We start from the raw sequence: 21,946 nt of genomic DNA, 5'->3' as shown, positions 1-21,946 counted from the left end.
CGTGCCGGGTGGCGGGGCTACAGCCCAAGCGCCTGGGCGATCTCCTCGGCGGCGAGCGTCGGCGCCAGGCGGCCGGAGGCGACTGCGGCCTCGAGTTCGGGGGTGCGCGCCTTCAGGGCGGGGTCGTGCCGCAGCTTCGCCTGCAGGCGGTCCTGCACCATCGCCCACATCCATTTCACGTCCTGCCGGCGACGCCGCTCCGCGATCAGCCCCTTGGCCTCGAAGCGGGCGCGATGCTCTTCGATCCGGGACCACAGCTTGTCGAGCCCCTCGCCGGTGAGGCCGGAAACCGTCACCACCGGCGTGCTCCACAGCGAGGAGGTCGGCGCGAGGATGTGCAGAGCCGCCTTGTACTGCGCCGCGGCGGCGCGCGCGGCGGTCGCCCCGGCGCCGTCGGCCTTGTTGACCGCGATCATGTCGGCGAGCTCGATGATGCCCTTCTTGATGCCCTGCAATTCGTCCCCGGCATTGGGCAGCATCAGGACCAGGAAGAAATCGGTGAGGTCGGCGACCGCGGTTTCCGACTGCCCGACACCGACGGTCTCGACCAGAATCACGTCGAAGCCGGCCGCCTCGCACAGCAGCATGGTCTCGCGGGTCTTGGCGGCGACGCCGCCCAGCGTGCCGGAAGAAGGCGAGGGGCGGATATAGGCGTTCGGATCGACCGAAAGTCGCGCCATGCGCGTCTTGTCGCCGAGGATCGAGCCGCCGGTCCGGGTGGAGGACGGGTCGACCGCGAGCACGGCGACCTTGTGTCCCTTGCCGGTGAGATAGCTGCCGAGCGCGTCGATCATCGTCGACTTGCCGACGCCCGGCACGCCGGTGATGCCGACACGGATGGCGCCGCCGGTTCGCGGCAGCAGGCGCTGGATCAGCGCCTGGGCCTGTTCGCGATGGTCGGCACGCCGCGATTCCGCCAGGGTGATGGCGCGGGCAAGCGCGGCGCGTTCGCCGGCGAGGAGCGCGTCGCCGAGCGTGTCGGCTGGAGAGGTGCGGTCGGCCATGGCGCCAGTTAGCAAGCCGGCGTCGCGGGCTGCAAGGCGTCGTGGGGTCGCCATTTGCTTCATCACTGTGTCATGCGCGCATCTTGAAGATTCCAATCGGCAATGAGACGACTTCCTGATGATGGGCGTGGCGATGCGGCTTCGTGGAGTGTTTTTGGCGCTGTTGCTGCCGCTGGTCCTCGCGGCCTGCGGAACGCCACGGGTATTGGAGCTGAGCCAGGCGCCGAAGGCGGACATCGCCGGCACGGTCCAGATCTATGTCGCGACGACGCGCGAGCCCTCCGCCCAGCCGGTCTATTTCAGCGGCGAGCGCGGGCCGAGGCTTTCCTTCGCGCGCCTCGACATCACCGTGCCCCGCGGCCACAAGCCCGGCGATCTCGAGCTCCCCGATTCGGGACCGGGCGATCCGGCCAAGCATTTCACCGCGACCTATATCCAGAAGCTCGACCTCGCCCCGGCGGTTTCCGACGTGCGCAAGGAGCTGATGCGCCGGCCGGCCTCGCAGCGCGACGTGCTCGTCTTCGTCCACGGCTACAACACGAACTTCGCCGACGCCGTCTATCGCTTCGCGCAGATCGTCTACGATTCCGGCTTCAAGGGCGTACCGGTGCTGTTCACCTGGCCCTCGCGCGGACAACTTCTCGCCTATCCCTATGATCGCGAAAGCGCCTTCTACTCGCGTGATTTCCTCGAGCTCAACCTGCGCGCCATCGCCCGCGACATTGGCTCGTCGCGCATGGACATCCTGGCGCATTCGATGGGCACGCTGCTGACGCTGGAGACGTTGCGCCAGGCTGCGATCCGCGGCGATGGCGATTTCGGCGGCAAGCTGCGCGACGTCATGCTCGCAGCGCCCGACGTCGATCTCGACGTGTTCAAGATGCAGATGCGCCAGATCCGGCGGCCGATAACCGTGTTCGTCTCCGCTGACGACCGGGCGCTCGATTTCTCGCGCCGCTTCGCCGGCGACAAGACGCGTCTCGGAGCGGTCTCGGCGAAGGACACCGAGACGATCGCCGAGCTCGAGAAGCTCGGGGTACGGCTGATCGACCTGTCCGACGTTTCCTCCAGCGACAGCCTGAACCACGCCAAGTTCGCGTCCTCGCCGAAGGTTGTGCAGCTGATCGGCGAGCGGCTGCGCCAGGATAAGGGCGTCGGCTTCTCCGGCCCGCGCTTCGGCGACCGGATCGGCGATATTGCCGGCGGTGTCGTCGGCACGGTCGGCTCGACGGTCGGGCTCGTCGTCACCGCTCCGGTCCAGATCATATCCGGCGCGCAGTGATGTCACTTCAGTGCAACGCCGCGGCCGGCCGAGGCGCCGGGCGAGGGCGTTGCCCCATTCTGGCCGCGTTGGCCTGCCCTTAAGGGCCGATTGGCCGGCATGGCCTCCTGTTCATTCGGGTTTCTGACCGCATGTCTCCGACGAGGCGCGATTTTTCGAGGCGCGATTTCTCCTGCCGTTCGCTGGCGCTGGCGGCCTTGCTGCCGCTCGGGCTCGCGGCCTGCGCCCAGAGCGAGGCCAGCGTTTCGCCCTTCTCCGAGCCGGAGAGGGCCGATGCCTCGGCGCTGGGCAAGGATCCGCGCCTGCTGGTGATGACGACCCGCAACGCGACCGGCCGCGCGGAACCCTATTTCGGCACCGATCGTGGCCCGCTGACCTTCGCGGAGGTCAGCCTGGCGCCGCCGGGACGCGGCATCACGGGGCGCGTCTCCTCTGCCGTCAGCGGCGACTGGGCCGTGCAGGGCGTGATCCGCGAAACCAGCCGGGACGCGGCGCGGACCTTCTCCGAGGCGGCCAACGGCCGCGACGTGCTGCTCTACATCCATGGCTTCAACGAATCCTTCGAGTCGGCGGCGCGCAGCGCCGGGCAGCTCTCGCATTCGCTGGCCTTCCAGGGGCGCACGGCCCTGTTCACCTGGCCGTCCGGCGGCAAGCTCTTCGACTACGCCTACGACCGCGAAAGCGCGCTCTGGTCGCGCGACGGCTTCGTCCAGACGCTGCAGGCGCTCGTCGCCAACCCGACGGTCGGCCGCATCCACATCGTCGCGCATTCGATGGGCACCTTCCTGACGCTCGAGGGCCTGCGCGAGCTGCGCGATTCGCAGGACGTCTACGCCCGCATCGGCTCGATCGTGCTCGCCTCGCCTGATGTCGATGTCGACGCCTTCGAGCAGACCGTGAAGAAGCTCGGGCCGCTCGCGAACCGGATGACCGTGATCATCGATCCGGGCGACCGTGCGCTGGCGGTCTCGGCGCGCATCGCCGGCGGCGTGGCCCGCGCCGGTGCCGCCGACCGCTCGCGCCTGGAGGCGCTCGGCGTGCGTGTCGCGGACACCTCCGGCCGCGGCTGGAGCATGCTGCGGCACGACCTGTTCCTGTCCAACAGCGAGGTCACGCAGGTCGTGCGCCGCGCGATGGATCGCGGCGGCGCCTGACGCCTTCAGATCGGGGGCAGCCCGGATCGCTTCTTGATCGTCGCCAGCGCGAAGTTGGATTCGACCGACTGGATGCATTTCAGCCGCGTCGCCTTCTGCTTCAGGAAGCGCTCATAGCCCTCGATGCCGTCGGTGACGACGCGCAGGAGATAATCCTGCGATCCGGTCATCAGGTAGCATTCGGCGACCTCGCTCCAGCCCTCGACGGCCTTCTCGAACTCGGTGATCTGCTCCTGGTTCTGCTGGGTCAGCCGCACCGAGACGAAGACGCTGAAGGGCAGGCCATAGGCCTTGGGGTCGACGACTGCGGCATAACCCTGGATCACTCCGGTCTCCTCCAGCCGCTTCAGCCGGCGCAGGCACGGTGTCGGCGAGAGCCCGACGCGCTGGGAGAGGTCCTGATTGGTGATCCGCCCGTCCTCGCGCAGCACGGCGAGAATGCGCCGGTCGATCGTGTCGAGCATGATATGCTCCGAAGTGAGATAATTTGAGCAGGAAGCTGCAGAGAGCACTGCACGATGAGCCTCATCGGTCAAGCAATGGCGCCATGATAGGAATATCCTGAGCGGCAGCTATCGGCCGGGTCCGCCGGCCTCGAAGGAGGACGCCATGAGCGAAGACAGCTATCACAAGGATCGGATCGCCAATCGCAGGCTGCATCCCGAGACGCTGATGATGGGCTTCGGCTATTCGCCGGCGATGTCGGAAGGCTCGCTCAAGCCGCCGGTCTTCCTGACCTCGACCTTCGTCTTCGAGAATGCCCAGCAGGGCAAGGACTTCTTCGACTTCACCTCGGGCCGGCGCCAGCCGAAGCCCGGCGAGAAGCCCGGCCTCGTCTATTCGCGCTTCAACCATCCGAACATGGAGATCCTCGAGGATCGCCTGGCGATCTGGGACGAGGCCGAGAAATGCGCCGTCTTCGCCTCCGGCATGGCGGCGATCGCCACCACCTGCTTCGCCTTCCTGCGCCCCGGCGACACGATCCTTCACTCCCGCCCGCTCTATGGCGGCACGGAGACGCTGCTCAAGAACCAGATGGGCGCCTTCGGCATCACGCCCTTCGGCTTCACCGACGGGCTCGACATCGGGCAGATGCGGCAGGTCGCGAAGGCCGCTGCCGCCAAGGGGCGCGTCGCGATGATCCTGGTCGAGACGCCGGCCAACCCGACCAACGGCCTCGTCGATCTCGCCGCCTGCAAGGCGATCGCCGACGAGCTGGAGCAGTCGCAGGGGCATCGCCCGCCCGTCGTCGTCGACAACACGCTGCTCGGCCCGAAATACCAGAAGCCGCTCAAGCTCGGCGCCGACCTCACCCTGCTGTCGCTGACGAAATATGTCGGCGGCCATTCCGACCTCGTCGGCGGCTCGATCAGCGGCTCCGAGGCGCTGGTGCGGCAGGTGAAGGCCTGGCGCGGCTCGCTCGGCACGCAAGCCGACCCGAATTCCTGCTGGATGCTGATGCGCTCGCTGGAGACGCTCGACATCCGCATGAGCCGCGCCAACGAGAATGCCAAGCTGGTGGCGGATTATCTCGAAAACCACCCGAAGGTGGCGAAGGTCCATTACCTCGGCAACCTTAAGGACAGCGATCCGCGCAAGGCCGTCTTCGACCGGCAGTGCAGCGCGGCGGGCTCGACTTTCGCCTTCGACGTCAAGGGCGGCGAGAAGGAGGCCTTCGCGCTGCTCGACAATCTCCAGATCATGAAGCTCGCCGTTAGTCTCGGCGGCACCGAGACGCTGGTCTCGCACCCCGCGGCGATGACCCATTCCGGCGTCGCCCGGGAGCTGCGCGAGGAGATCGGGCTGACGGACGCGCTGATCCGCATCTCGGTCGGCATCGAGAACATCGAGGACCTGATCTCGGACCTGGCACAGGCTTTCGAGGCGGTTTGACCGCCTCGAAGTTCTAGACCCCGACCCGTCCCCAGCCCGGCAGCTTCAGCGCCGGGCTGCGCAGGTCGACCCCGGCGACGAGGCCAAGCAGGTTGATCTCGATGCCTTCGACCCAGCCGACGGTCAGGCCGGCGACCCCGTAGAGCGAGGCCTGGATGCCGGTGCGGCTGGCGGTGAGGCCGGCGAAGACCCCGTCTGCACGCCAGTCCTTGCCGATGGCGGTCGGCGGCAGCGCCTGCCGGAGCTCCGGCGCCTCCGCCAGGATATGCTGCACGAAGCTGTTCGAGTTCGGCCCCGGCCAGGCGAGATAGCTGCCGGGGTTCGAATAGGCATAACTCGCGACCGCCCCGCGGATCTGCGGGATCAGGCGCTCGGCAGCCTCGCCTCTGATCTCGGTCACGAGTTCGGGCATGTTGCCGAACCAGCGCCCATCGGCCTCGCGATGGTTGACGCGCACCGGCATGCCCCAGCCGACGACATCGAAGCGCGTATAGGCGTCGGCGCCGCGCTCCTTCACCACGATCCAGGAATGATGCGCGAAGATGCCGCGCCAGCGCCCGACGCGGGCGGCGAAGACATGGATCGTCGCCTCGGGCGCGACTGCCGCGGCCGGCAGCAGCTTCGCGCTCGTCCAGTCGGCGCGCCGCCAGTCCGGCGCATGGCTCTGCCAGATCCACCAGCCGGCATGGCTTGCGACCGGCAGCAGGAAGGCGAGGGCGAAGAACAGCAGGAGGCGGCGGGCGAGGCGCATCCGCAAGGGTATGTGCAGGCCGGCGCCGGGCGGCAAGAACGGGGCCGATCACGCTTGCGTCAGCCGGCCTCCGCGCCGAGCGTCGCAGCTCTCGAAGGGCATTGCCTGTGCGCGGGCGTTCGGTCGCGCCCGTTGGCGGTTGATGCCGGGGGGAAAGCTGCTAGCGTGCGCGCGCCTGAGCTTGATGGAGGGGCAGATTGGGTAAGACGACGAAGCGCCTGACCGAGGCGATCGCCGCCTGTGCGATCGGACTGGGACTTCTCGCCGCGCCGGCGGCCGCGCAGGACAAGCAGCTGCGCATCTTCAACTGGTCGGATTATGTCGATCCGGAGGTGCTCGACGCCTTCAAGAAGGAAACCGGCATCACCGTCGTCTACGACACCTTCGACCAGATGGAGACGGTTGAGACCAAGCTGTTGGCCGGCAAGACCGGCTACGACCTCATCGTCGTCACCGCTTCCTTCCTGCCGCGCCACATTCCGCTCGGCCTCTACCAGCCGGTGGACCGCGAGAAGGCGCCGAACCTCAAGAACCTCTGGCCTGAGATCCAGACCCGCCTCGCCAAGTACGATCCCGGCAACAAATACGCCGTGAACTACATGTGGGGCACCACGGCGGTCGGCTACAACACCGCCAAGATCAAGGAGCGGCTCGGCCCGGACGCTGCGGTCGACAGCTGGAAGATCGTCTTCGAGCCGGAGCAGCTGAAGAAGCTCTCGAACTGCGGCGTCCATGTGCTCGACGCGGTCGAGGAGATGTTCCCGGCCGCGCTGCGCTATCTCGGGCTCGACCCCGATTCCAAGAAGGAAGCGGATCTCAACAAGGCCGGCGAGCTGCTGCGCAAGATCCGCCCGCACATCCAGAAGTTCCACTCCTCCGAGTACATCAACGCTCTGGCCAACGGCGATATCTGCCTGGCCGTCGGCTATTCCGGCGACATCCTCCAGGCGAAGAAGCGCGCCGAGGAGGCCAAGAACGGCGTCGAGATCGCCTATTCGATCCCGAAGGAAGGCGCGCTGATGTGGTTCGATTCCTTCGTGATCCCGAAGGATGCGGCCAATGTCGAGGCGGCGCTGAAGTTCATGGACTTCGTGAACAAGCCCGAGATGGCGGCGAAGAACTCGGACTTCATCCAGTATGCCAGCGGCAATATTGCGGCCAAGCCGCTGCTCTCGGCGGCGGTACGCGACAATCCCGGCATCTATCCGTCGGACGAGGTGATGGGGCGGCTCTATACGATCACGCCCTATGACCAGAAGTCCCAGCGGCTGGTCAACCGGCTCTGGACCCGCGTCAAGACCGGCAAGTGATCGGCTCTCGACGGGGGCAACCGGAATGAAGAAGACCTCGCCCGGCAGCGTGCGCCGGGCCTTTCAGCCCTGGAACGACCCGGCAGCCAGGCCGCTGGTCTCGTTTCAGGGTGTGACCAAGCGCTTCGGCGACGTCACCGCGGTCGGCGATCTCTCGCTCGCGCTCTATCCGCGCGAGTTCTTCGCGCTGCTCGGGCCCTCCGGCTGCGGCAAGACCACGCTGATGCGCATGCTTGCCGGCTTCGAGACGCCGGACGAGGGCAGGATCCTGCTCGACGGGCAGGACATCACCGGCATCCCGCCGCATCTGCGGCCGATCAACATGATGTTCCAGTCCTATGCGCTGTTCCCGCATCTGACGGTGGCGAGCAATATCGCTTACGGGCTGAAGCGCGAGGGGCTGCCGCGCGCCGAGATCGACCGGCGCGTCGAGGAGATGCTGGCTCTGGTCAAGCTCTCCGGCTTCGGCGGGCGCAAGCCGCACCAGCTCTCCGGAGGCCAGCGCCAGCGCGTCGCGCTCGCCCGCTCGCTCGCCAAGCGCCCGAAGCTGCTGCTGCTGGACGAGCCGATGGCTGCGCTCGACAAGAAGCTGCGCGAGCAGACCCAGTTCGAGCTGATGGATCTGCAGAGCGAGCTCGGCCTGACCTTCATGGTCGTCACCCACGACCAGGACGAGGCCATGACCATGGCCGACCGCATGGCGGTGATGGACCATGGCAAGCTCGTCCAGATCGGTCCGCCCGATGTGATCTACGAGGCGCCGGCCAATCGCCACGTCGCGGAATTCGTCGGCGACATCAACATCTTCGAAGGCAGGATCGCCGCCGTCGAGGGCGAGTTGGTTCGGGCCGAGGTGCCGTTCGTCGGAACCGTCGAGCTGGACGAGGAGGCGCCGGCTCTAAAGCCCGGCGAGCCACTCGTCGTCGGCATCCGGCCGGAGAAGATCGAGATCGCTCATGACGAGCCGGCGCAGGCGGTCAACAAGGTCGCCGGCGAGATCTGGGACATCGGCTATCTCGGCGACTTCACCATGATCCAGGTGATGCTCGGCCAGAACAATGAGCAAGGAGAGGGCGGGCAGCTCGTCAAGGTGGCGCTCGCCAACCGCACGCGCCGGCTGGCGCGGCCCTTCGCCTGGGAAGACGAAGTCTGGCTCTCCTGGGATGTCGAGGCCGGCGTGGTCCTGCCGCCATGAGGGGGGCTGGGTCAGGGGCGTCATCCTCAGGCGAAGCGAAGCGCAGACCCGAGAATCTCAGGCAGAAGGAGGTGCGGTTGCCCTCTCCAGCACGAGATGCTCGGGTCAAGCCCGAGCATGACGGCAAGGTTGCGCCATGAGCGCGGTCGCTTCGCTGCAGCGGCTGCGCCGCCTCGTCGTGGCCGTGCCCTATCTCTGGCTCGCGCTGTTCTTCCTGGCGCCCTTCGCCATCGTCCTGCGCATGGCCTTCTCGCAGGCGGCGACGGCCCTGCCGCCCTATGCGCCGCATTGGGAGGGCATCGCCCAGATCGGCGAATTCCTCTCCCAGCTCGACCTGGCGAATTTCAGCCTGCTCGGCGATGACCCGCTCTACTGGCAAAGCTATCTCTATTCCCTGCGCATCGCGGCGCTGACCACCGTCTTCGCTCTCGCGATCGGCTATCCGCTGGCCTATGCGATGGCATCAGTGCCGGCGCGCTGGCGCGGCATCCTGCTCGTCTTCGTCATCCTGCCGTTCTGGACCTCCTTTCTGATCCGCGTCTACGCCTGGATCGGCATCCTCCGGCCGGACGGGCTGCTCGATCAGGCCCTTGCCTTGATCGGCCTCGAGGGCGAACCCTTGCGCCTGCTCAACACCGAGACGGCCGTGCTGCTCGGCATGGTCTATTCCTATCTGCCCTTCATGGTGCTGCCGCTCTTCGCGACGCTGGAAAAGCTCGATCGCGGCCTGCTCGAAGCGGCGGCCGATCTCGGCGCGACGCCGGTCACGGCCTTCTTCACGGTGACGCTGCCGCTCTCGTTGCCCGGCATCCTTGCCGGATCGGCCCTGGTCTTCATCCCGGCGGTGGGCGAGTTCGTCATCCCGGATCTGCTCGGCGGCCCCGATACGGTGATGATCGGCAAGGTGCTCTGGAGCGAGTTCTTCTCGAACCGTGACTGGCCGCTGGCTTCGGCGGTGGCGGTGGTGCTGCTCGTGGTGCTGGTGCTGCCGCTCGTCCTGCTCCAGCGGGCGCGCCTGCGGCGGGAGATGGCGGCGTGACAAGGCTCGGCCCCGGATTGATCCTCGCGCTGATCGTCGGCTTCGCGTTCCTCTACCTGCCGATCCTGACGCTCGTCGCCTATTCCTTCAACGCTTCGCGGCTGGTCACGGTCTGGGGCGGCTTCTCGACGCATTGGTATGGCGCGCTGATGCAGAACGAGCCGCTGCTCGATGCCGCCTGGCTCTCGATCCGTCTTGGCTTCGTTTCGGCGACGCTGGCGACGGTGCTCGGCACGCTCGCCGCGCTGGCGCTGGCCCGTCACGGCCGCTTCCGCGGGCGCACGTTGTTCTCCGGCATGGTGCTGGCGCCGCTCGTCATGCCCGAAGTGGTGACGGGCCTGTCGCTGCTGCTGCTCTTCGTCGCCGTCGATGTCGAACGCGGCTTCTGGACCGTCACGGTCGCGCACGCGACCTTCAGCCTCGGCTTCGCCTGCATCGTCGTGCAGTCGCGGCTCGCCGGCTTCGATCGCTCGCTGGAGGAAGCGGCGCAGGATCTGGGCGCCACGCCCTTCGTAACCTTCTGGACGGTGACGCTGCCGCTGATCTGGCCGGCCGTGGCGGCGGCCTGGATGCTCGCCTTCACGCTTTCGCTCGACGACCTCGTCATCGCGAGCTTCACCACTGGCCCCGGCGCGACGACGCTGCCGATGCGGCTCTATTCGGCGGTCAAGCTCGGCGTCTCGCCCGAGATCAACGCCGCCTGCACGATCATGATCGGGGCGGTGGCGCTCGTCGTGATCGCCGCTTCTCTGCTTTTGAAGCGCGAGCAATTGGCCGGCAGTTAGGCCGCTTTCGATCGAAATTATCCGTCATTGCGAGCGCAGCGAAGCAATCCAGGGGATTTGGCTGGACCTTTCGTCCAATCCCTCCTGGATTGCTTCGTCGCTTTGCTCCTCGCAATGACGGCGTGGCTCCTGGATAAACGGCGGCTGAACGGGGCCCTCAAAGCCCGTTCAGCCACGACCTGCGAATGTCCGATCCGTGGCAGGGCGATCCCTGCCGGAACAGGACATGAGACCATGCTTGGCAATCGCGCCCGGATCGGTTTGGCCGCCCTTGCACTGGGGGGTGCCGTACTCGCTGCTTCGACCTTCGCCGGCACCGGCGACGCCCAGGCCTTCGGCGGCCGCTACGAGCGCTCCTATGAGCGCCCTGCCTATGGCTATGGCTGGCGCCCGGCGCCGCCTGCCGTGCACGGCTTCTGGGGGCAGCGCCGCTGGCATCGCTACTATGACGGTTACGGCATGCGGCCGCCCCCGCCGCGCTATGGCTATGGTTACGGCTGGCGGTAAGTGTCGCCACGTCGGTCGTGATCATGGGGCGGGCGCGGCCTGAGGGCAGCGCCCGCCTTTTTTGTTATTCCGCAGCGACCGTGTGCTGGGCGTAGCCAAGGCGCTGGTTGAGCTCTTCCAGCAGCTTCTCGGCGGCATCGGCGATGACGGTGCCGGGCGGGAAGATCGCCGAGGCGCCGGCCGCGATCAGCGCGTCGAAATCCTGCGGCGGGATGACGCCGCCGACGACGATCATGATGTCGGGCCGGCCGGCCTTGGCGAGCGCCGCCTTCAGCTCCGGCACCAGCGTCAGATGACCCGCCGCGAGCGACGAGACCCCGACGATATGGACATCGTTCTCGACAGCCTGCCGCGCCGCCTCGTCGGGCGTGGCGAAGAGCGGGCCGATATCGACGTCGAAGCCGAGATCGGCGAAGGCGGAAGCGATGACCTTCTGGCCGCGGTCGTGCCCGTCCTGCCCCATCTTGGCAACCAGGATGCGCGGGCGGCGTCCATCCGCTTCCTCGAAGGCCTCGCACATCAGTTGCACCCGCGTGACGGCTGGGTTCATCTCGCCGACCTCCCGCTTGTAGACGCCCGAGATCGCCTTGATCTCCGCACGGTGGCGTCCGAAGACCTTTTCCATCGCCAGCGAGATCTCGCCGACCGTCGCCTTGGCGCGCGCCGCCTTGACCGCGAGGTCGAGCAGGTTGCCGTTGCCGGCCGCGCCATTGGTCAGCGCCGTCAGCGCGGCCTCGACCTCGGCCTCGCTGCGCTCGGCCTTGAGGCGCTTCAGCTTGTCGAGCTGCTGGGCGCGGACCGCGGCGTTGTCGACCTTGAGCACCTCGATCGAAGCCTCGTTCTCCGGCTTGAAGCAGTTGACGCCGATGATCGCCTGCTGGCCGGCGTCGATGCGCGCCTGCGTCTTGGCGGCGGCCTCCTCGATCCGAAGCTTCGGGATGCCGGCCTCGATCGCCTTGGCCATGCCGCCGAGCGCCTCGACTTCCCTGATATGGCCCCAGGCTTTCTCGGCGAGTTCCGCGGTCAGCCGCTCGACATAGTAGGAGCCGCCCCAGGGATCGATGATCCGGGTCGTGCCGCTCTCCTGCTGCAGCAGGATCTGGGTGTTGCGGGCGATGCGGGCCGAGAAATCGGTCGGCAGCGCCAGCGCCTCGTCGAGCGCGTTGGTGTGCAGCGACTGGGTGTGCCCCTGCGTCGCCGCCATCGCCTCGATCATCGTGCGCGGCACGTTGGTGAACACGTCCTGCGCCGTCAGCGACCAGCCGGAGGTCTGGCAATGGGTGCGCAAGGGCAGGGACTTCTCGTTGGTCGCGCCGAAATCCTTGACCAGCTTCGCCCAGATCAGCCGGGCGGCGCGCATCTTGGCGACTTCCATGAAGAAGTTCATGCCGATGGCCCAGAAGAAGGACAGGCGCGGCGCGAAGACGTCGACCGAGAGCCCCGCCCGCTGGCCGGCGCGGATGTACTCGACGCCGTCGGCCAGCGTGTAGCCGAGCTCGAGGTCCTGCGTCGCCCCGGCCTCCTGCATGTGGTAGCCGGAGATCGAGATCGAGTTGAACTTCGGCATGTTGGCCGAGGTGAAGGCGAAGATGTCGCCGATGATCCGCATCGAGGGTGAGGGCGGGTAGATATAGGTGTTGCGGACCATGAACTCCTTGAGGATGTCGTTCTGGATGGTCCCGGAGAGCTTGGCCTGCGGCACGCCCTGTTCTTCCGCCGCGACGATGTAGAGCGCTAGGATCGGGAGCACGGCGCCGTTCATCGTCATCGACACGCTCATCTGATCGAGCGGGATGCCGGAGAACAGCGTGCGCATGTCGTAGATCGAGTCGATCGCGACGCCCGCCATGCCGACATCGCCGGCCACGCGCGGATGGTCGCTGTCATAGCCGCGATGGGTGGCGAGATCGAAGGCGACCGAGAGGCCCTTCTGGCCGGCTGCGAGGTTGCGCCGATAGAAGGCGTTCGAATCCTCGGCCGTGGAGAAGCCGGCATATTGCCGGATCGTCCAGGGCTGGTTGACGTACATGGTGGGATAGGGGCCGCGCAGATAAGGCGCGATGCCCGGCAGCGTCTCGACGAAGGGCAGGCCGTCACGGTCGGCCGCCGTGTAGAGCGGCTTGACCGGGATGTCCTCCGGCGTCTGCCAGGGCTCGGCCGCCGACAGCTCTGCCGGCGCAGCCGTTCGGGTGCCGGAGAAGGCGAGCTTCGTGAAATCCGGGATCGCGGTCATGGCTGTCTCCCGTCGGTCATGGGTACAAACCCTTGCCCCACCAATGGTGGAAATGATGCACCGGTCCGTGGCCGTGGCCAACAGCGACCTCGTCGGCGGCTGCGATCGCCGCCGAGATATAGGTCTTGGCGTGGCCGATGGCCTCCGGCAGCGGCAGCCCCTTGGCGAGGTTCGCGGCAATGGCCGAGGATAACGTGCAGCCGGTGCCGTGGGTGTTGCGGGTTTCCAGCCGCGGCGCGTTGAAGCGCTGGCGCGCGCCTCCGGCGAGCAGCAGGAGGTCGCTGCTGATGTCGCCGCTGCCATGGCCGCCCTTGATCAGGACATTGGCAGCGCCCAGCGCAGCGAGCTTCTCGGCCTGCTCGTCCACCGCCTGCTCTGTCTCGGCGATGCTCGAGCCCAGCAGCGCTGCCGCCTCGGGCAGGTTCGGGGTGATCAGCGTGGCGAGCGGGAAGAGATGCTTGCGGATCGCTTCGACTGCCGAGGCCTCCAGTAGCCGCGCGCCGGAGGCTGCGATCATCACCGGGTCGAGCACGACATTCTTCGCGCCGTGCCGTTTCAGCCCGTTCGCGACCGTCTCGATCAGCTCCGCCGTCGCCAGCATGCCGATCTTGACCGCGCCGACGTCGAGGTCCTCGAACACGGCATCCATCTGCTTCGCCACGAAGTCGCGCGGCACGGCGTGGATCGCGCTGACGCCCTGGGTGTTCTGCGCCGTCAGCGCCACGATGACGCTGGCGCCGTAGACCTGATGCGCCGCGAAGGTCTTGAGATCGGCCTGGATCCCGGCGCCTCCGCTCGAATCCGAGCCGGCGATGGTGAGGGCGATGGCGGTCAATTCGTTCTCCGGTCAGGCGGTCGCGGCGGCCTGCGCGCGCTCGAGCGTCTCGACGACGTCGCAGCCCATATAAATGAACGACGACACGCCGGCCTTGTTCAGTGCCGCCTCGCTTTCCGTCGGGCGGCCGGCGAGCCAGACCGTGGCGCCAGCCTTGGCGAGCGCTTCGGCCGCGGCGCTGCCCTCGCTGCCATAGGCGGCATCGGTCCCGCAAAGGCAGGCGAGTTTCGCGCCGGAGGCGCGGAAGGCGCCGACCAGCGCGTCGAGATCGGTGGCGCCTTCCCGAGCGAAGCCGTCGCCGCTCGGCGCGGCGAGGCCGCCGGCCTCGAACAGGTTGCGGGCGAAGCCGGCGCGCGCCGTGAAGTCGGCGATCGGGCCGAGCGTGGCGAGGAAGACGACGGGCCGCTGCGGCAGCGCATCGGCCTTGTCGCGCAGCGCCTCGAACGGCTCCGCCTGCCGGGCGGATGGCAGGGGCTCGCTCCGCAAGGTTTCGCCGGCGGGAACCAGCGCCTCTGCGCGGTCGGCGCCTTCCACGAGCGAGCGGATCAGCTCGCCCTGGTTGCGTTCGGCCGTGCCGAGCGAGCGCAGGCGCGCTTGCGCGACCGGCGCCACATCAAGCACGGCGACCGCATCCTCGCGCAGGTTGGGGAACTCGCTCGTCCCGGTGATCGGCTCGCGGCGGGTCGCGATCGCTTTCGCGCGGCGCGCGCGCTGGTCGGCGAGCGCCTTCCGGACATGACCGTTGGTGAGTGCGGCCACGATGCCGCGCAGGCCGTCCTCGCTCTGCCGTTCGATCGCCTGGAAGGTCGACCAGGCCTCGTCGCACAGCGCCTGCGTCAGGGCCTCGAAACCGCCCGAGCCGGCGGCGGGGTCGGCGACGCGCCAGAGATTGGCTTCCTCCAGCAGGATGAGCTGGGTGTTGCGGGCGATCCGGCGCGCAAACGCATCGGGCAGTCCAAGCGCCGCGGTGAAAGGCTGGACCGCAAGCGAGTCGGCGCCGCCGACACCGGCCGAAAAGGCGGCGACGGTTCCGCGCAGCAGATTGACCCAGGGGTCGCGCCGCGTCAGCGAACGCCAGGCGGTTTCGGCATGGATCTGTGCCGGCCTGGGCGTCAGCCCGCAGGCCTGCTGCACGCGGTTCCAGAGCAGGCGCGCCGCGCGAAGCTTGGCAACGGTGACGAATTCGTCGGTATCCGCGACCAGCGTGAAGGCGAGGGCGTCGCGCGCCTCGGACAGCGCCATCCCCTGCGCCTCGAGCGCGCGCAGATAGGCGACGGCGGTGGCGAGAGCCGCGCCGAGCTCCTGGGCCTCGCTGGCGCCGGCCTCGTGATAGGGGCGACTGTCGATCGCGATGAACGGGCCGGTGAAGCCACGATCCTTGAGGGCCCGGATGGTGTCCGCGAGCCGGCGCCCGATCTCGGGCCAGGGCGCGGCGAGCGAGCCGTGGCTGGAGAGGACGCCGATGGGGTCGAGCCCGAACTCCACCGCGATTTCGGCGGGGGCATGGCCGCGCTTCTCGATCAGCGCGGCGAGCAGCAGGGCGTTGATCCGTCCCTGGGGCGCGGGATCGAGCCGCAGCCGGACGAGATCGAGCATCACGCCGTCGAGGGCGGCGTCGAGCGCAGCGACATCGTCGGCGACGAGGCCGTAGCCGCGTGCCGCCCGCGCTCCGGCGAAGCTGATGGTCAGCGCGTCCGCACCGCCCTCGAGGTCGGCGAGGGCAAGCTCGCGCGCCTGCTGCGGCAGCGGATGGTCGAGGCGGGCCGCGACGTGCCAGCGGCCGGGCTCGGCGCGCAAGGCGCGCCCGGCGGGAACGGCGGCGGGATAGAGCGGCTCGATACGGATGCCGTCGGCGCTGCGCGCGACCAGCCGTTTCTCGAAATCGGCCCCCTTCAGGACCTTGTCGACCGCCATGCGCCACGCGTCGTGCGACGGCGCCGGGAAGGCGTCGAGATAGGGAAGGTCGGATGGGGCAGCCGAGTTCATGCGCGCCGATGCTCCTCTCCGCACAATGTGCAGCCGTGGAGCGCTGATTGCCATGGGCGGGCGCGCACCGCCATCCCTACTTCGTCGCAGGGAAGGTGCAGAAATGCATGGGCGGCATCGCGGCGGGCCTGTCCGGCCACGCCGCGATGCCGCCGATGGACCGGGTCAGACGAACTGGCCGAGGCCCGGAATCGCGCCGACGATGGCGCCCATCGCGTCCTCGCCCGCCTTTTCGCGGCCGACGGCGAACATTTCCTTGGATACGCTCTGGATCTGGCCCATCGACAGGCCGGCGCCCATGAGCTGGCCGCCGAGCGCCATCACGCCGCCGCCTCCGCCCATCAGTCCGCCGATGGCGCCGAGCATGCCGCCCTTGGCGCCGCCTTCGGAATCGGCGAGTTCCTGCGCGCCCGGCAGCGCGCCCAACAACTGGCCGATCTCGGCCGGCGGGCCTTCCTTCTGCAGAAACGCGAGGATGATGCCGACCGCCTTGCGGGCGAGTTCCTCGTTGATTCCGGCCGCCGCAGCGACACGCGTGAGCAATTCTTCCATGGAGCCAAGCCCTCCCAAACGGCTTCGCCGCGAAGCCTCCAAAAAATAGTTTACATATTTACGATCTGATTCCAACGGCCGCGGGCTTCCGCCTTCTGCGACGTTTGGTTACATCCTAACGGCGACACGATGAAAACCGGATGGACGGATACGATGGCGAATGACGGCGCGATTCTGATCGGCAAGAGCGGCAAGCCCGAGAACCTGCTGCTCAAGCTCGCCAACCGCCACGGCCTCGTGACGGGCGCGACCGGCACCGGCAAGACGGTGACCCTGCAGGTGATGGCCGAAGGCTTCGCCCGCAACGGCGTCCCGGTCTTCGCCGCCGATATCAAGGGGGATCTCTCCGGCATCGTCGCGCCGGGCGATTCCAAGCCGGCCTTCGTCAACCGCGCCAAGGAGCTCGGGCTGACATACGAGCCGGATCAGTTCACCACCGTGTTCTGGGACGTGTTCGGCGAGCAGGGGCACCCGGTCCGCGCCACGATATCCGAGATGGGGCCGCTGCTGCTGGCCCGTCTGCTCGATCTCAACGATACGCAGGAGGGCGTGCTCAACATCGCCTTCCGCATCGCCGACGAGCAGAAGCTGCTGCTGCTCGACCTGAAGGATCTGCGCGCGATCCTGACCTTCATCGCCGAGAACGCGCAGGAGCTGACCACCAAATACGGCAATGTCACTTCGGCGACGGTCGGCACGATCCAGCGCGCGCTGCTCGTGCTGGAGAACCAGAAGGGCGATCTCTTCTTTGGCGAACCGGCGCTCGACATCAACGACCTGATGAAGACGGATCGCGACGGCCGCGGCATCGTCAACATCCTCGCTGCCGACAAGCTGATGAACAATCCGCGGCTCTACGCGACCTTCCTGCTCTGGCTGCTCTCCGAGCTGTTCGAGCAGCTGCCGGAGGTTGGCGACCTCGACAAGCCCAAGCTGGTCTTCTTCTTCGACGAGGCGCATTTGCTCTTCAACGGCGCGCCCAAGGCGCTGCTGACCGCGGTCGAGCAGGTGGTCCGGTTGATCCGCTCGAAGGGTGTCGGCGTCTATTTCGTCACGCAGAACCCGCTCGACATCCCCGATACGGTGCTGGCCCAGCTCGGCAACCGCGTCCAGCACGCGCTGCGCGCCTTCACACCGCGCGACCAGAAGGCCGTGCGTGCCGCCGCCGAGACCTTCCGCCAGAACCCGAAGATCAAGACCGAGGAGGCGATCAGCCAGCTCGCCGTCGGCGAGGCGCTGGTCTCAATGCTGGAGGGCAAGGGCTCGCCGGAAATGGTCGAGCGCGCGCTGATCGCTCCGCCGATGGCGCAGGTCGGCCCCTGCACGCCGCAGCAGCGCCTGCAGGCGATCAACGCCTCGCCCGAGAAGGGCAAGTACGACACCATGATCGACCGCGAGTCGGCCTATGAAGAGCTGATGAAGCGCAAGAACCTCAATCCGGACGGTTCACCGGTCGAGGCGTCGACGCAGGGGGGAGGCGGCATCCTCGACACGATCGGCGGCTGGCTCGGCGGCGGCGCTCCCCAGCAGCGCCCGAAGACCGGGCCTGGTTCGCGTGGCGGGCCGTTGCCGCAGAGCATGGCCGAGAAGGTCATCACCTCGGCGGCGCGCTCGGCCGCGACGTCGATCGGCCGCCAGGTCGGCAACGCGATCCTGCGCGGCATTCTGGGCTCGATGTCGGGCAAGCGCTGAGGCGCCGGCCACGTCTCCACCGTCATTGCGAGGAGCGAAGCGACAAAGCAATCCAGGGGGACTGGGTTGAAGGGGTGCGCCCGGTCTCCCTGGATTGCTTCGCTTCGCTCGCAATGACGAGAGGAGGGGGGCTGGTCCTGAGATGCTCGGGTCAAGCCCGGGCATGACGGTGCCGGGTCACGCCCCCGTCGCGAGGTCGAAGAGCAGCTTGAGGTTCAGCACGATGATGATCGCGGCGATGGTGCCGGCGATCAGGCTGAGCCAGCGCGGCGCGACGAGCGCGCCCATCTTCTCCTTCGAAGCCGTGAACATCACCAGCGGCACGACCGCGAAGGGCAATTGCAGGCTGAGCACGACCTGGCTCAGGATCAGCAGCTTCGCCGTCTGTCCCTCGCCATAGATCAGGGTGACCGCGATCGCCGGCACGATGGCGACGAGACGCGTCACCAGCCGCCGCATCCAGGCGGGCAGGCGGATGCGCAGGAAGCCTTCCATCACGATCTGCCCCGCCATGGTCGCGGTGACCGTCGAATTCAGGCCGCAGCAGAGCAGGGCTATGGCGAAGAGCGAGGGCGCGATCGAGGCGCCGAGCAGCGGCGTCAGCAGTTCCTGCGCTCGGCCGAGCTCGGCGACATCGGCGTGCCCGGCCTTGTGGAAGGTCGCGGCGGCGAGGATCAGGATCGAGGCGTTGATCAGCAGCGCGAAGCAGAGAGCGACGGTGGAGTCGATGGTCGCGAATTTCAGCGCCTCGCGCTTCTCCGGCAGGGTGTGGCCATAGGCGCGGGTCTGCACGATGCCCGAGTGCAGATAGAGGTTATGCGGCATCACCGTCGCGCCGATGATGCCGAGCGCGATGTAGAGCATGTTCGGGTTGGTCACGATCTCGGTCGTCGGCGCGAAACCGCGGATCACCTCGCCCCAGTTCGGATCGGCGAGCGCGATCTGGATGCCGAAGCACAGCGCGATGACGCCGAGCAGCGTGATGATGAAGGCCTCGATCCAGCGGAAGCCGCGTGTCTGCAGCCACAGGATGATGAAGACGTCGAAGGCGGTGATCAGCACGCCGATCTCGAGCGGGATGCCGAAGAGCAGATTGAGGCCGATCGCCGTGCCGATGACCTCGGCGAGGTCGGTCGCGCAGATCGCGAGCTCGGCCAAGAGCCAGAGCGGCCAGGCCATATAGGGCGGGTAGGCGTCGCGGCATGCCTGGGCGAGGTCGCGGCCGGTGGCGACGGCGAGCCGCGCGCAGAGCGACTGCAGGATGATCGCCATGATGTTCGAGACGAGCGCGACCACGAGCAACGCGTAGCCGTACTGGGCGCCGCCGGCGAGCGAGGTCGCCCAATTGCCGGGGTCCATATAGCCGACCGCGACGAGGTAGCCCGGGCCGAAGAAGGCGAGGAACTTGCGCCAGGACGAGGATGTCGGCGTGATCGCGATGGTGCGGAAGACGTCCGTCAGAGACGGTTCGCCCCGCGATCGAAGCCAGATCGTGGAGGATTCCGGTGCGCCCTGCGACATGATTCTGCCTTGCTGCGACTGGTTCGCAGTTGAGCACTACCTGCCGCTCCTCCGGTTGTCAATGCAGTTGCGAAGCGTTATCAATTATGCGCGGGCTGGACGGCAATGCGCGATTATGGGCTGACGCCCGCCGTTGCCCTTGCCATGATGGCGTCATCTGACTCGCATCCGATGGCCGCCATGACCAAGCTTCCCGCCATTCTCTCCCGCCTCGACACCGATCTCGACGCTTCGCTCTCGCGGCTGTCGTCCTGGCTGGAGATTCCCTCGATCGGGACCGACCCGGCGTTCAATGCCCAGACGCGCGCCGCTGCCGAATGGCTGCGGGCCGATCTGGAGTCGCTCGGCTTCAAGGCCGAACTGCGCGAGACCGGCGGACATCCCGTCGTCCTGGCGCATCGGCCCAAGCCCGGCGCGCCGCATGCGCTGTTCTATGGGCATTACGACGTCCAGCCGGTCGACCCGCTGAACCTTTGGGATACCGACCCGTTCAAGCCGGTCGTCCGTGAGCTGGCGCCCGGCCGCAAGGTCATCTCGGCCCGCGGCGCCTGCGACGACAAGGGCCAGGTCATGACCTTCATCGAGGCCGTGCGCGCCACGCTGGCCGAGACCGGCGACCTGCCGATCGGCCTCACGATCCTCGTCGAGGGCGAGGAGGAGTCGGGCTCGGTCAATCTGCCTGGCTACATCAAGGCCAATGCGGCGGAGCTGAAGGCCGACTACGCGCTGGTCTGCGACACCGGCATGTGGGATCGCGAGACGCCGCTCATCACCTCGACGCTGCGCGGCATGGTCTATCAGGAGGTGACGCTGACGGCGGCCGACCGCGACCTGCATTCGGGCCTGTTCGGCGGCGCTGCGGCGAACCCGATCCATATCCTCGCGAAGATCCTCGCCGAGATCCATGACGAGACCGGCCGCATCACCATCCCCGGCTTCTATGAGGGGGTGCATGAGCCCACCAACGCCCAGAAGGCGGAATGGGCCGATCTCAACCTCACCGAAGCGGAATTCCTCGGCCAGATCGGCCTCAAGCACTCCATCGGCGAGAAGGGGCGCATGCTGATCGAGCAGATCCAGTCGCGACCGACCTGCGACGTCAACGGCATCTGGGGCGGCTATACGGGGGAGGGCAGCAAGACCGTCATTCCCGGCCAGACCTCGGCCAAGGTCTCGTTCAGGCTTGTCGGCGACCAGGATCCGGCGAAGATCGCGGCCGCCTTCCAGCAGTTCATCCGCGACCGCCTGCCGGAGGACGTGACGGCCGAGTTCATCAGCCATTCCGGCTCTCCCGCGCTGGCGGTGCCCGTGGATTCGCCGGTGCTCCAGAAGGCGCGCAAGGCGCTCGCGGACGAGTGGGGCGGGCGCGTGGTCTCGATCGGCAGCGGCGGCTCGATCCCGGTCGGCGGCGACTTCAAGCGCACCTTGGGCATCGACACGCTCTTCGTCGGCTTCGGCCTCGACGATGACCGCGTCCACTCGCCCAACGAGAAATACGACCTGTCCTCCTTCCACAAGGGCCAGCGCTCCTGGGCCCGTATCCTGCAGGCTCTCGGTTCATGAGATCGGTTTGCGTCTTCTGCGGCTCCAATCCCGGCAATGATCCCGTCTACGCCGCCGGCGCCCGCGCCATGGGCGCGGAGATCGCCCGGCGCGGCCTGACGCTGGTCTATGGCGGTGGCGCGGTCGGCCTGATGGGCATCGTCGCCAATGCCGCGATGGAGGCTGGTGGCGAGGTCCATGGCGTCATTCCCCAGGCGCTCAAGGACAAGGAGGTCGGCCATGTCGGTCTGACCCGGCTCGAGGTCGTCGACACCATGCACACGCGCAAGGCGCGCATGGCGGCGCTCTCGGAGGGCTTCATCGCCATGCCCGGCGGCATCGGCACCTTCGAGGAGCTGTTCGAGATCTGGACCTGGGGCCAGCTCGGCATCCATGCCAAGCCGCTCGGCCTGCTCAACGTCGCCGGTTTCTACGATCCGCTCGCGACCTTCCTCGACCAGACCGTCGAGGCCGGCTTCCTGAAGCAGGGCCACCGCGCCATGGCGATGACCGATACCGAGCCGGCGACGCTGCTCGACCGGATGGAAGCCTATGTTCCGGCCGCGACCTACAAATGGATCGAGAAGGACCAGACCTGAGCCGTCCTGCGAGATGCATCTACAGGTTGTAGGAATATTATCTTGACATCGTGACGCTGATCGTGT

General features: G+C 67.6%; 19 protein-coding genes. 11 read left to right on the top strand and 8 right to left on the bottom strand.

The features are described from left to right. Positions 1-17 precede the first annotated feature (17 nt). Positions 18-1,004: a methylmalonyl Co-A mutase-associated GTPase MeaB gene (gene meaB / locus B5Y19_RS14070; protein WP_055730626.1), complete on the bottom strand. Its 987-nt coding sequence runs from the start codon at positions 1,002-1,004 to the stop codon at positions 18-20. 154 nt (positions 1,005-1,158) lie between these two features. On the opposite strand from meaB, the gene B5Y19_RS14065 reads away from it, so the two are divergent. Together B5Y19_RS14065 and B5Y19_RS14060 are read left to right on the top strand one after the other, a co-directional pair. Then, entirely contained in the window at positions 1,159-2,286 is a 1,128-nt protein-coding gene (locus tag B5Y19_RS14065) for an alpha/beta hydrolase (RefSeq protein WP_176168626.1), read from the top strand. Between the two features lie 131 nt (positions 2,287-2,417). Then, positions 2,418-3,440, top strand: a complete 1,023-nt coding sequence (locus B5Y19_RS14060) for an alpha/beta hydrolase (RefSeq protein WP_055730624.1) — start codon at positions 2,418-2,420, stop codon at positions 3,438-3,440. A 5-nt stretch (positions 3,441-3,445) separates the two neighbouring features. On the opposite strand, the gene B5Y19_RS14055 is transcribed toward B5Y19_RS14060, so the two are convergent. Continuing rightward, the gene (locus B5Y19_RS14055) at positions 3,446-3,904 is read right to left on the bottom strand and encodes an Lrp/AsnC family transcriptional regulator (RefSeq protein WP_055730623.1); all 459 of its coding nucleotides are present in this window, start codon (positions 3,902-3,904) and stop codon (positions 3,446-3,448) included. A 145-nt stretch (positions 3,905-4,049) separates the two neighbouring features. On the opposite strand from B5Y19_RS14055, the gene B5Y19_RS14050 reads away from it, so the two are divergent. After that, positions 4,050-5,333 carry a cystathionine gamma-synthase family protein gene (locus tag B5Y19_RS14050; protein WP_055730622.1) on the top strand — a complete coding sequence of 428 codons (1,284 nt, stop codon included), beginning with the start codon at positions 4,050-4,052 and terminating at the stop codon, positions 5,331-5,333. A 13-nt stretch (positions 5,334-5,346) separates the two neighbouring features. On the opposite strand, the gene B5Y19_RS14045 is transcribed toward B5Y19_RS14050, so the two are convergent. Continuing rightward, a complete protein-coding gene (locus tag B5Y19_RS14045; RefSeq protein ID WP_079591630.1) occupies positions 5,347-6,084 on the bottom strand; it encodes a DUF3750 domain-containing protein in 738 nt (245 codons plus the stop codon). A gap of 197 nt (positions 6,085-6,281) precedes the next feature. On the opposite strand from B5Y19_RS14045, the gene B5Y19_RS14040 reads away from it, so the two are divergent. From B5Y19_RS14040 to B5Y19_RS14020, 5 genes are all read left to right on the top strand, one after another. Next, positions 6,282-7,394 carry a polyamine ABC transporter substrate-binding protein gene (locus B5Y19_RS14040; protein ID WP_055730621.1) on the top strand — a complete coding sequence of 371 codons (1,113 nt, stop codon included), beginning with the start codon at positions 6,282-6,284 and terminating at the stop codon, positions 7,392-7,394. A gap of 25 nt (positions 7,395-7,419) precedes the next feature. Continuing rightward, positions 7,420-8,589, top strand: a complete 1,170-nt coding sequence (locus B5Y19_RS14035) for an ABC transporter ATP-binding protein (protein ID WP_079591629.1) — start codon at positions 7,420-7,422, stop codon at positions 8,587-8,589. A gap of 136 nt (positions 8,590-8,725) precedes the next feature. Beyond that, a complete protein-coding gene (locus B5Y19_RS14030) occupies positions 8,726-9,628 on the top strand; it encodes an ABC transporter permease (RefSeq protein ID WP_055730619.1) in 903 nt (300 codons plus the stop codon). After that, on the top strand, positions 9,625-10,413 hold the full coding sequence (locus B5Y19_RS14025; RefSeq protein ID WP_055730618.1) for an ABC transporter permease: 789 nt from the start codon (positions 9,625-9,627) through the stop codon (positions 10,411-10,413). Before B5Y19_RS14030 ends, B5Y19_RS14025 begins: the two co-directional genes overlap by 4 nt. 234 nt (positions 10,414-10,647) lie before the next feature. Beyond that, a complete protein-coding gene (locus B5Y19_RS14020) occupies positions 10,648-10,920 on the top strand; it encodes a hypothetical protein (RefSeq protein ID WP_055730617.1) in 273 nt (90 codons plus the stop codon). Positions 10,921-10,984: 64 nt separating this feature from the next. Here B5Y19_RS14020 and scpA read toward each other — a convergent pair whose 3' ends face one another. The 4 genes from scpA to B5Y19_RS14000 form a co-directional block, all read right to left on the bottom strand. Then, on the bottom strand, positions 10,985-13,153 hold the full coding sequence (gene scpA / locus B5Y19_RS14015) for a methylmalonyl-CoA mutase (RefSeq protein WP_079591628.1): 2,169 nt from the start codon (positions 13,151-13,153) through the stop codon (positions 10,985-10,987). Positions 13,154-13,169: 16 nt separating this feature from the next. Further along, a complete protein-coding gene (gene thiD, locus B5Y19_RS14010) occupies positions 13,170-13,988 on the bottom strand; it encodes a bifunctional hydroxymethylpyrimidine kinase/phosphomethylpyrimidine kinase (RefSeq protein ID WP_055730615.1) in 819 nt (272 codons plus the stop codon). A gap of 12 nt (positions 13,989-14,000) precedes the next feature. Then, positions 14,001-15,974 (bottom strand): methylmalonyl-CoA mutase subunit beta, encoded by a 1,974-nt coding sequence (locus tag B5Y19_RS14005; RefSeq protein ID WP_055730614.1) that lies wholly within the window; start codon positions 15,972-15,974, stop codon positions 14,001-14,003. A 165-nt stretch (positions 15,975-16,139) separates the two neighbouring features. Next, positions 16,140-16,526: a DUF2267 domain-containing protein gene (locus B5Y19_RS14000; RefSeq protein WP_055730613.1), complete on the bottom strand. Its 387-nt coding sequence runs from the start codon at positions 16,524-16,526 to the stop codon at positions 16,140-16,142. Positions 16,527-16,679: 153 nt separating this feature from the next. Between B5Y19_RS14000 and B5Y19_RS13995 the strand changes: the two genes are divergently transcribed. Further along, positions 16,680-18,218, top strand: a complete 1,539-nt coding sequence (locus B5Y19_RS13995) for a helicase HerA-like domain-containing protein (protein WP_055730612.1) — start codon at positions 16,680-16,682, stop codon at positions 18,216-18,218. 177 nt (positions 18,219-18,395) lie between these two features. Here B5Y19_RS13995 and B5Y19_RS13990 read toward each other — a convergent pair whose 3' ends face one another. Continuing rightward, the gene (locus tag B5Y19_RS13990) at positions 18,396-19,739 is read right to left on the bottom strand and encodes an Nramp family divalent metal transporter (protein WP_055730611.1); all 1,344 of its coding nucleotides are present in this window, start codon (positions 19,737-19,739) and stop codon (positions 18,396-18,398) included. A gap of 180 nt (positions 19,740-19,919) precedes the next feature. Between B5Y19_RS13990 and B5Y19_RS13985 the strand changes: the two genes are divergently transcribed. Both B5Y19_RS13985 and B5Y19_RS13980 read left to right on the top strand, forming a co-directional pair. Then, a complete protein-coding gene (locus B5Y19_RS13985) occupies positions 19,920-21,302 on the top strand; it encodes a M20/M25/M40 family metallo-hydrolase (protein WP_055730652.1) in 1,383 nt (460 codons plus the stop codon). Continuing rightward, entirely contained in the window at positions 21,299-21,880 is a 582-nt protein-coding gene (locus tag B5Y19_RS13980; RefSeq protein ID WP_055730610.1) for an LOG family protein, read from the top strand. The genes B5Y19_RS13985 and B5Y19_RS13980 overlap by 4 nt, the downstream gene beginning before the upstream one ends. The last annotated feature ends 66 nt before the right edge of the window (positions 21,881-21,946 follow it).

Origin of the sequence: Allobosea thiooxidans, assembly GCF_900168195.1 — a bacterium.
Taxonomy (GTDB): Bacteria; Pseudomonadota; Alphaproteobacteria; order Rhizobiales; family Beijerinckiaceae; genus Allobosea; species Allobosea thiooxidans.
This window is presented reverse-complemented; position numbering and strand designations above follow the sequence as displayed.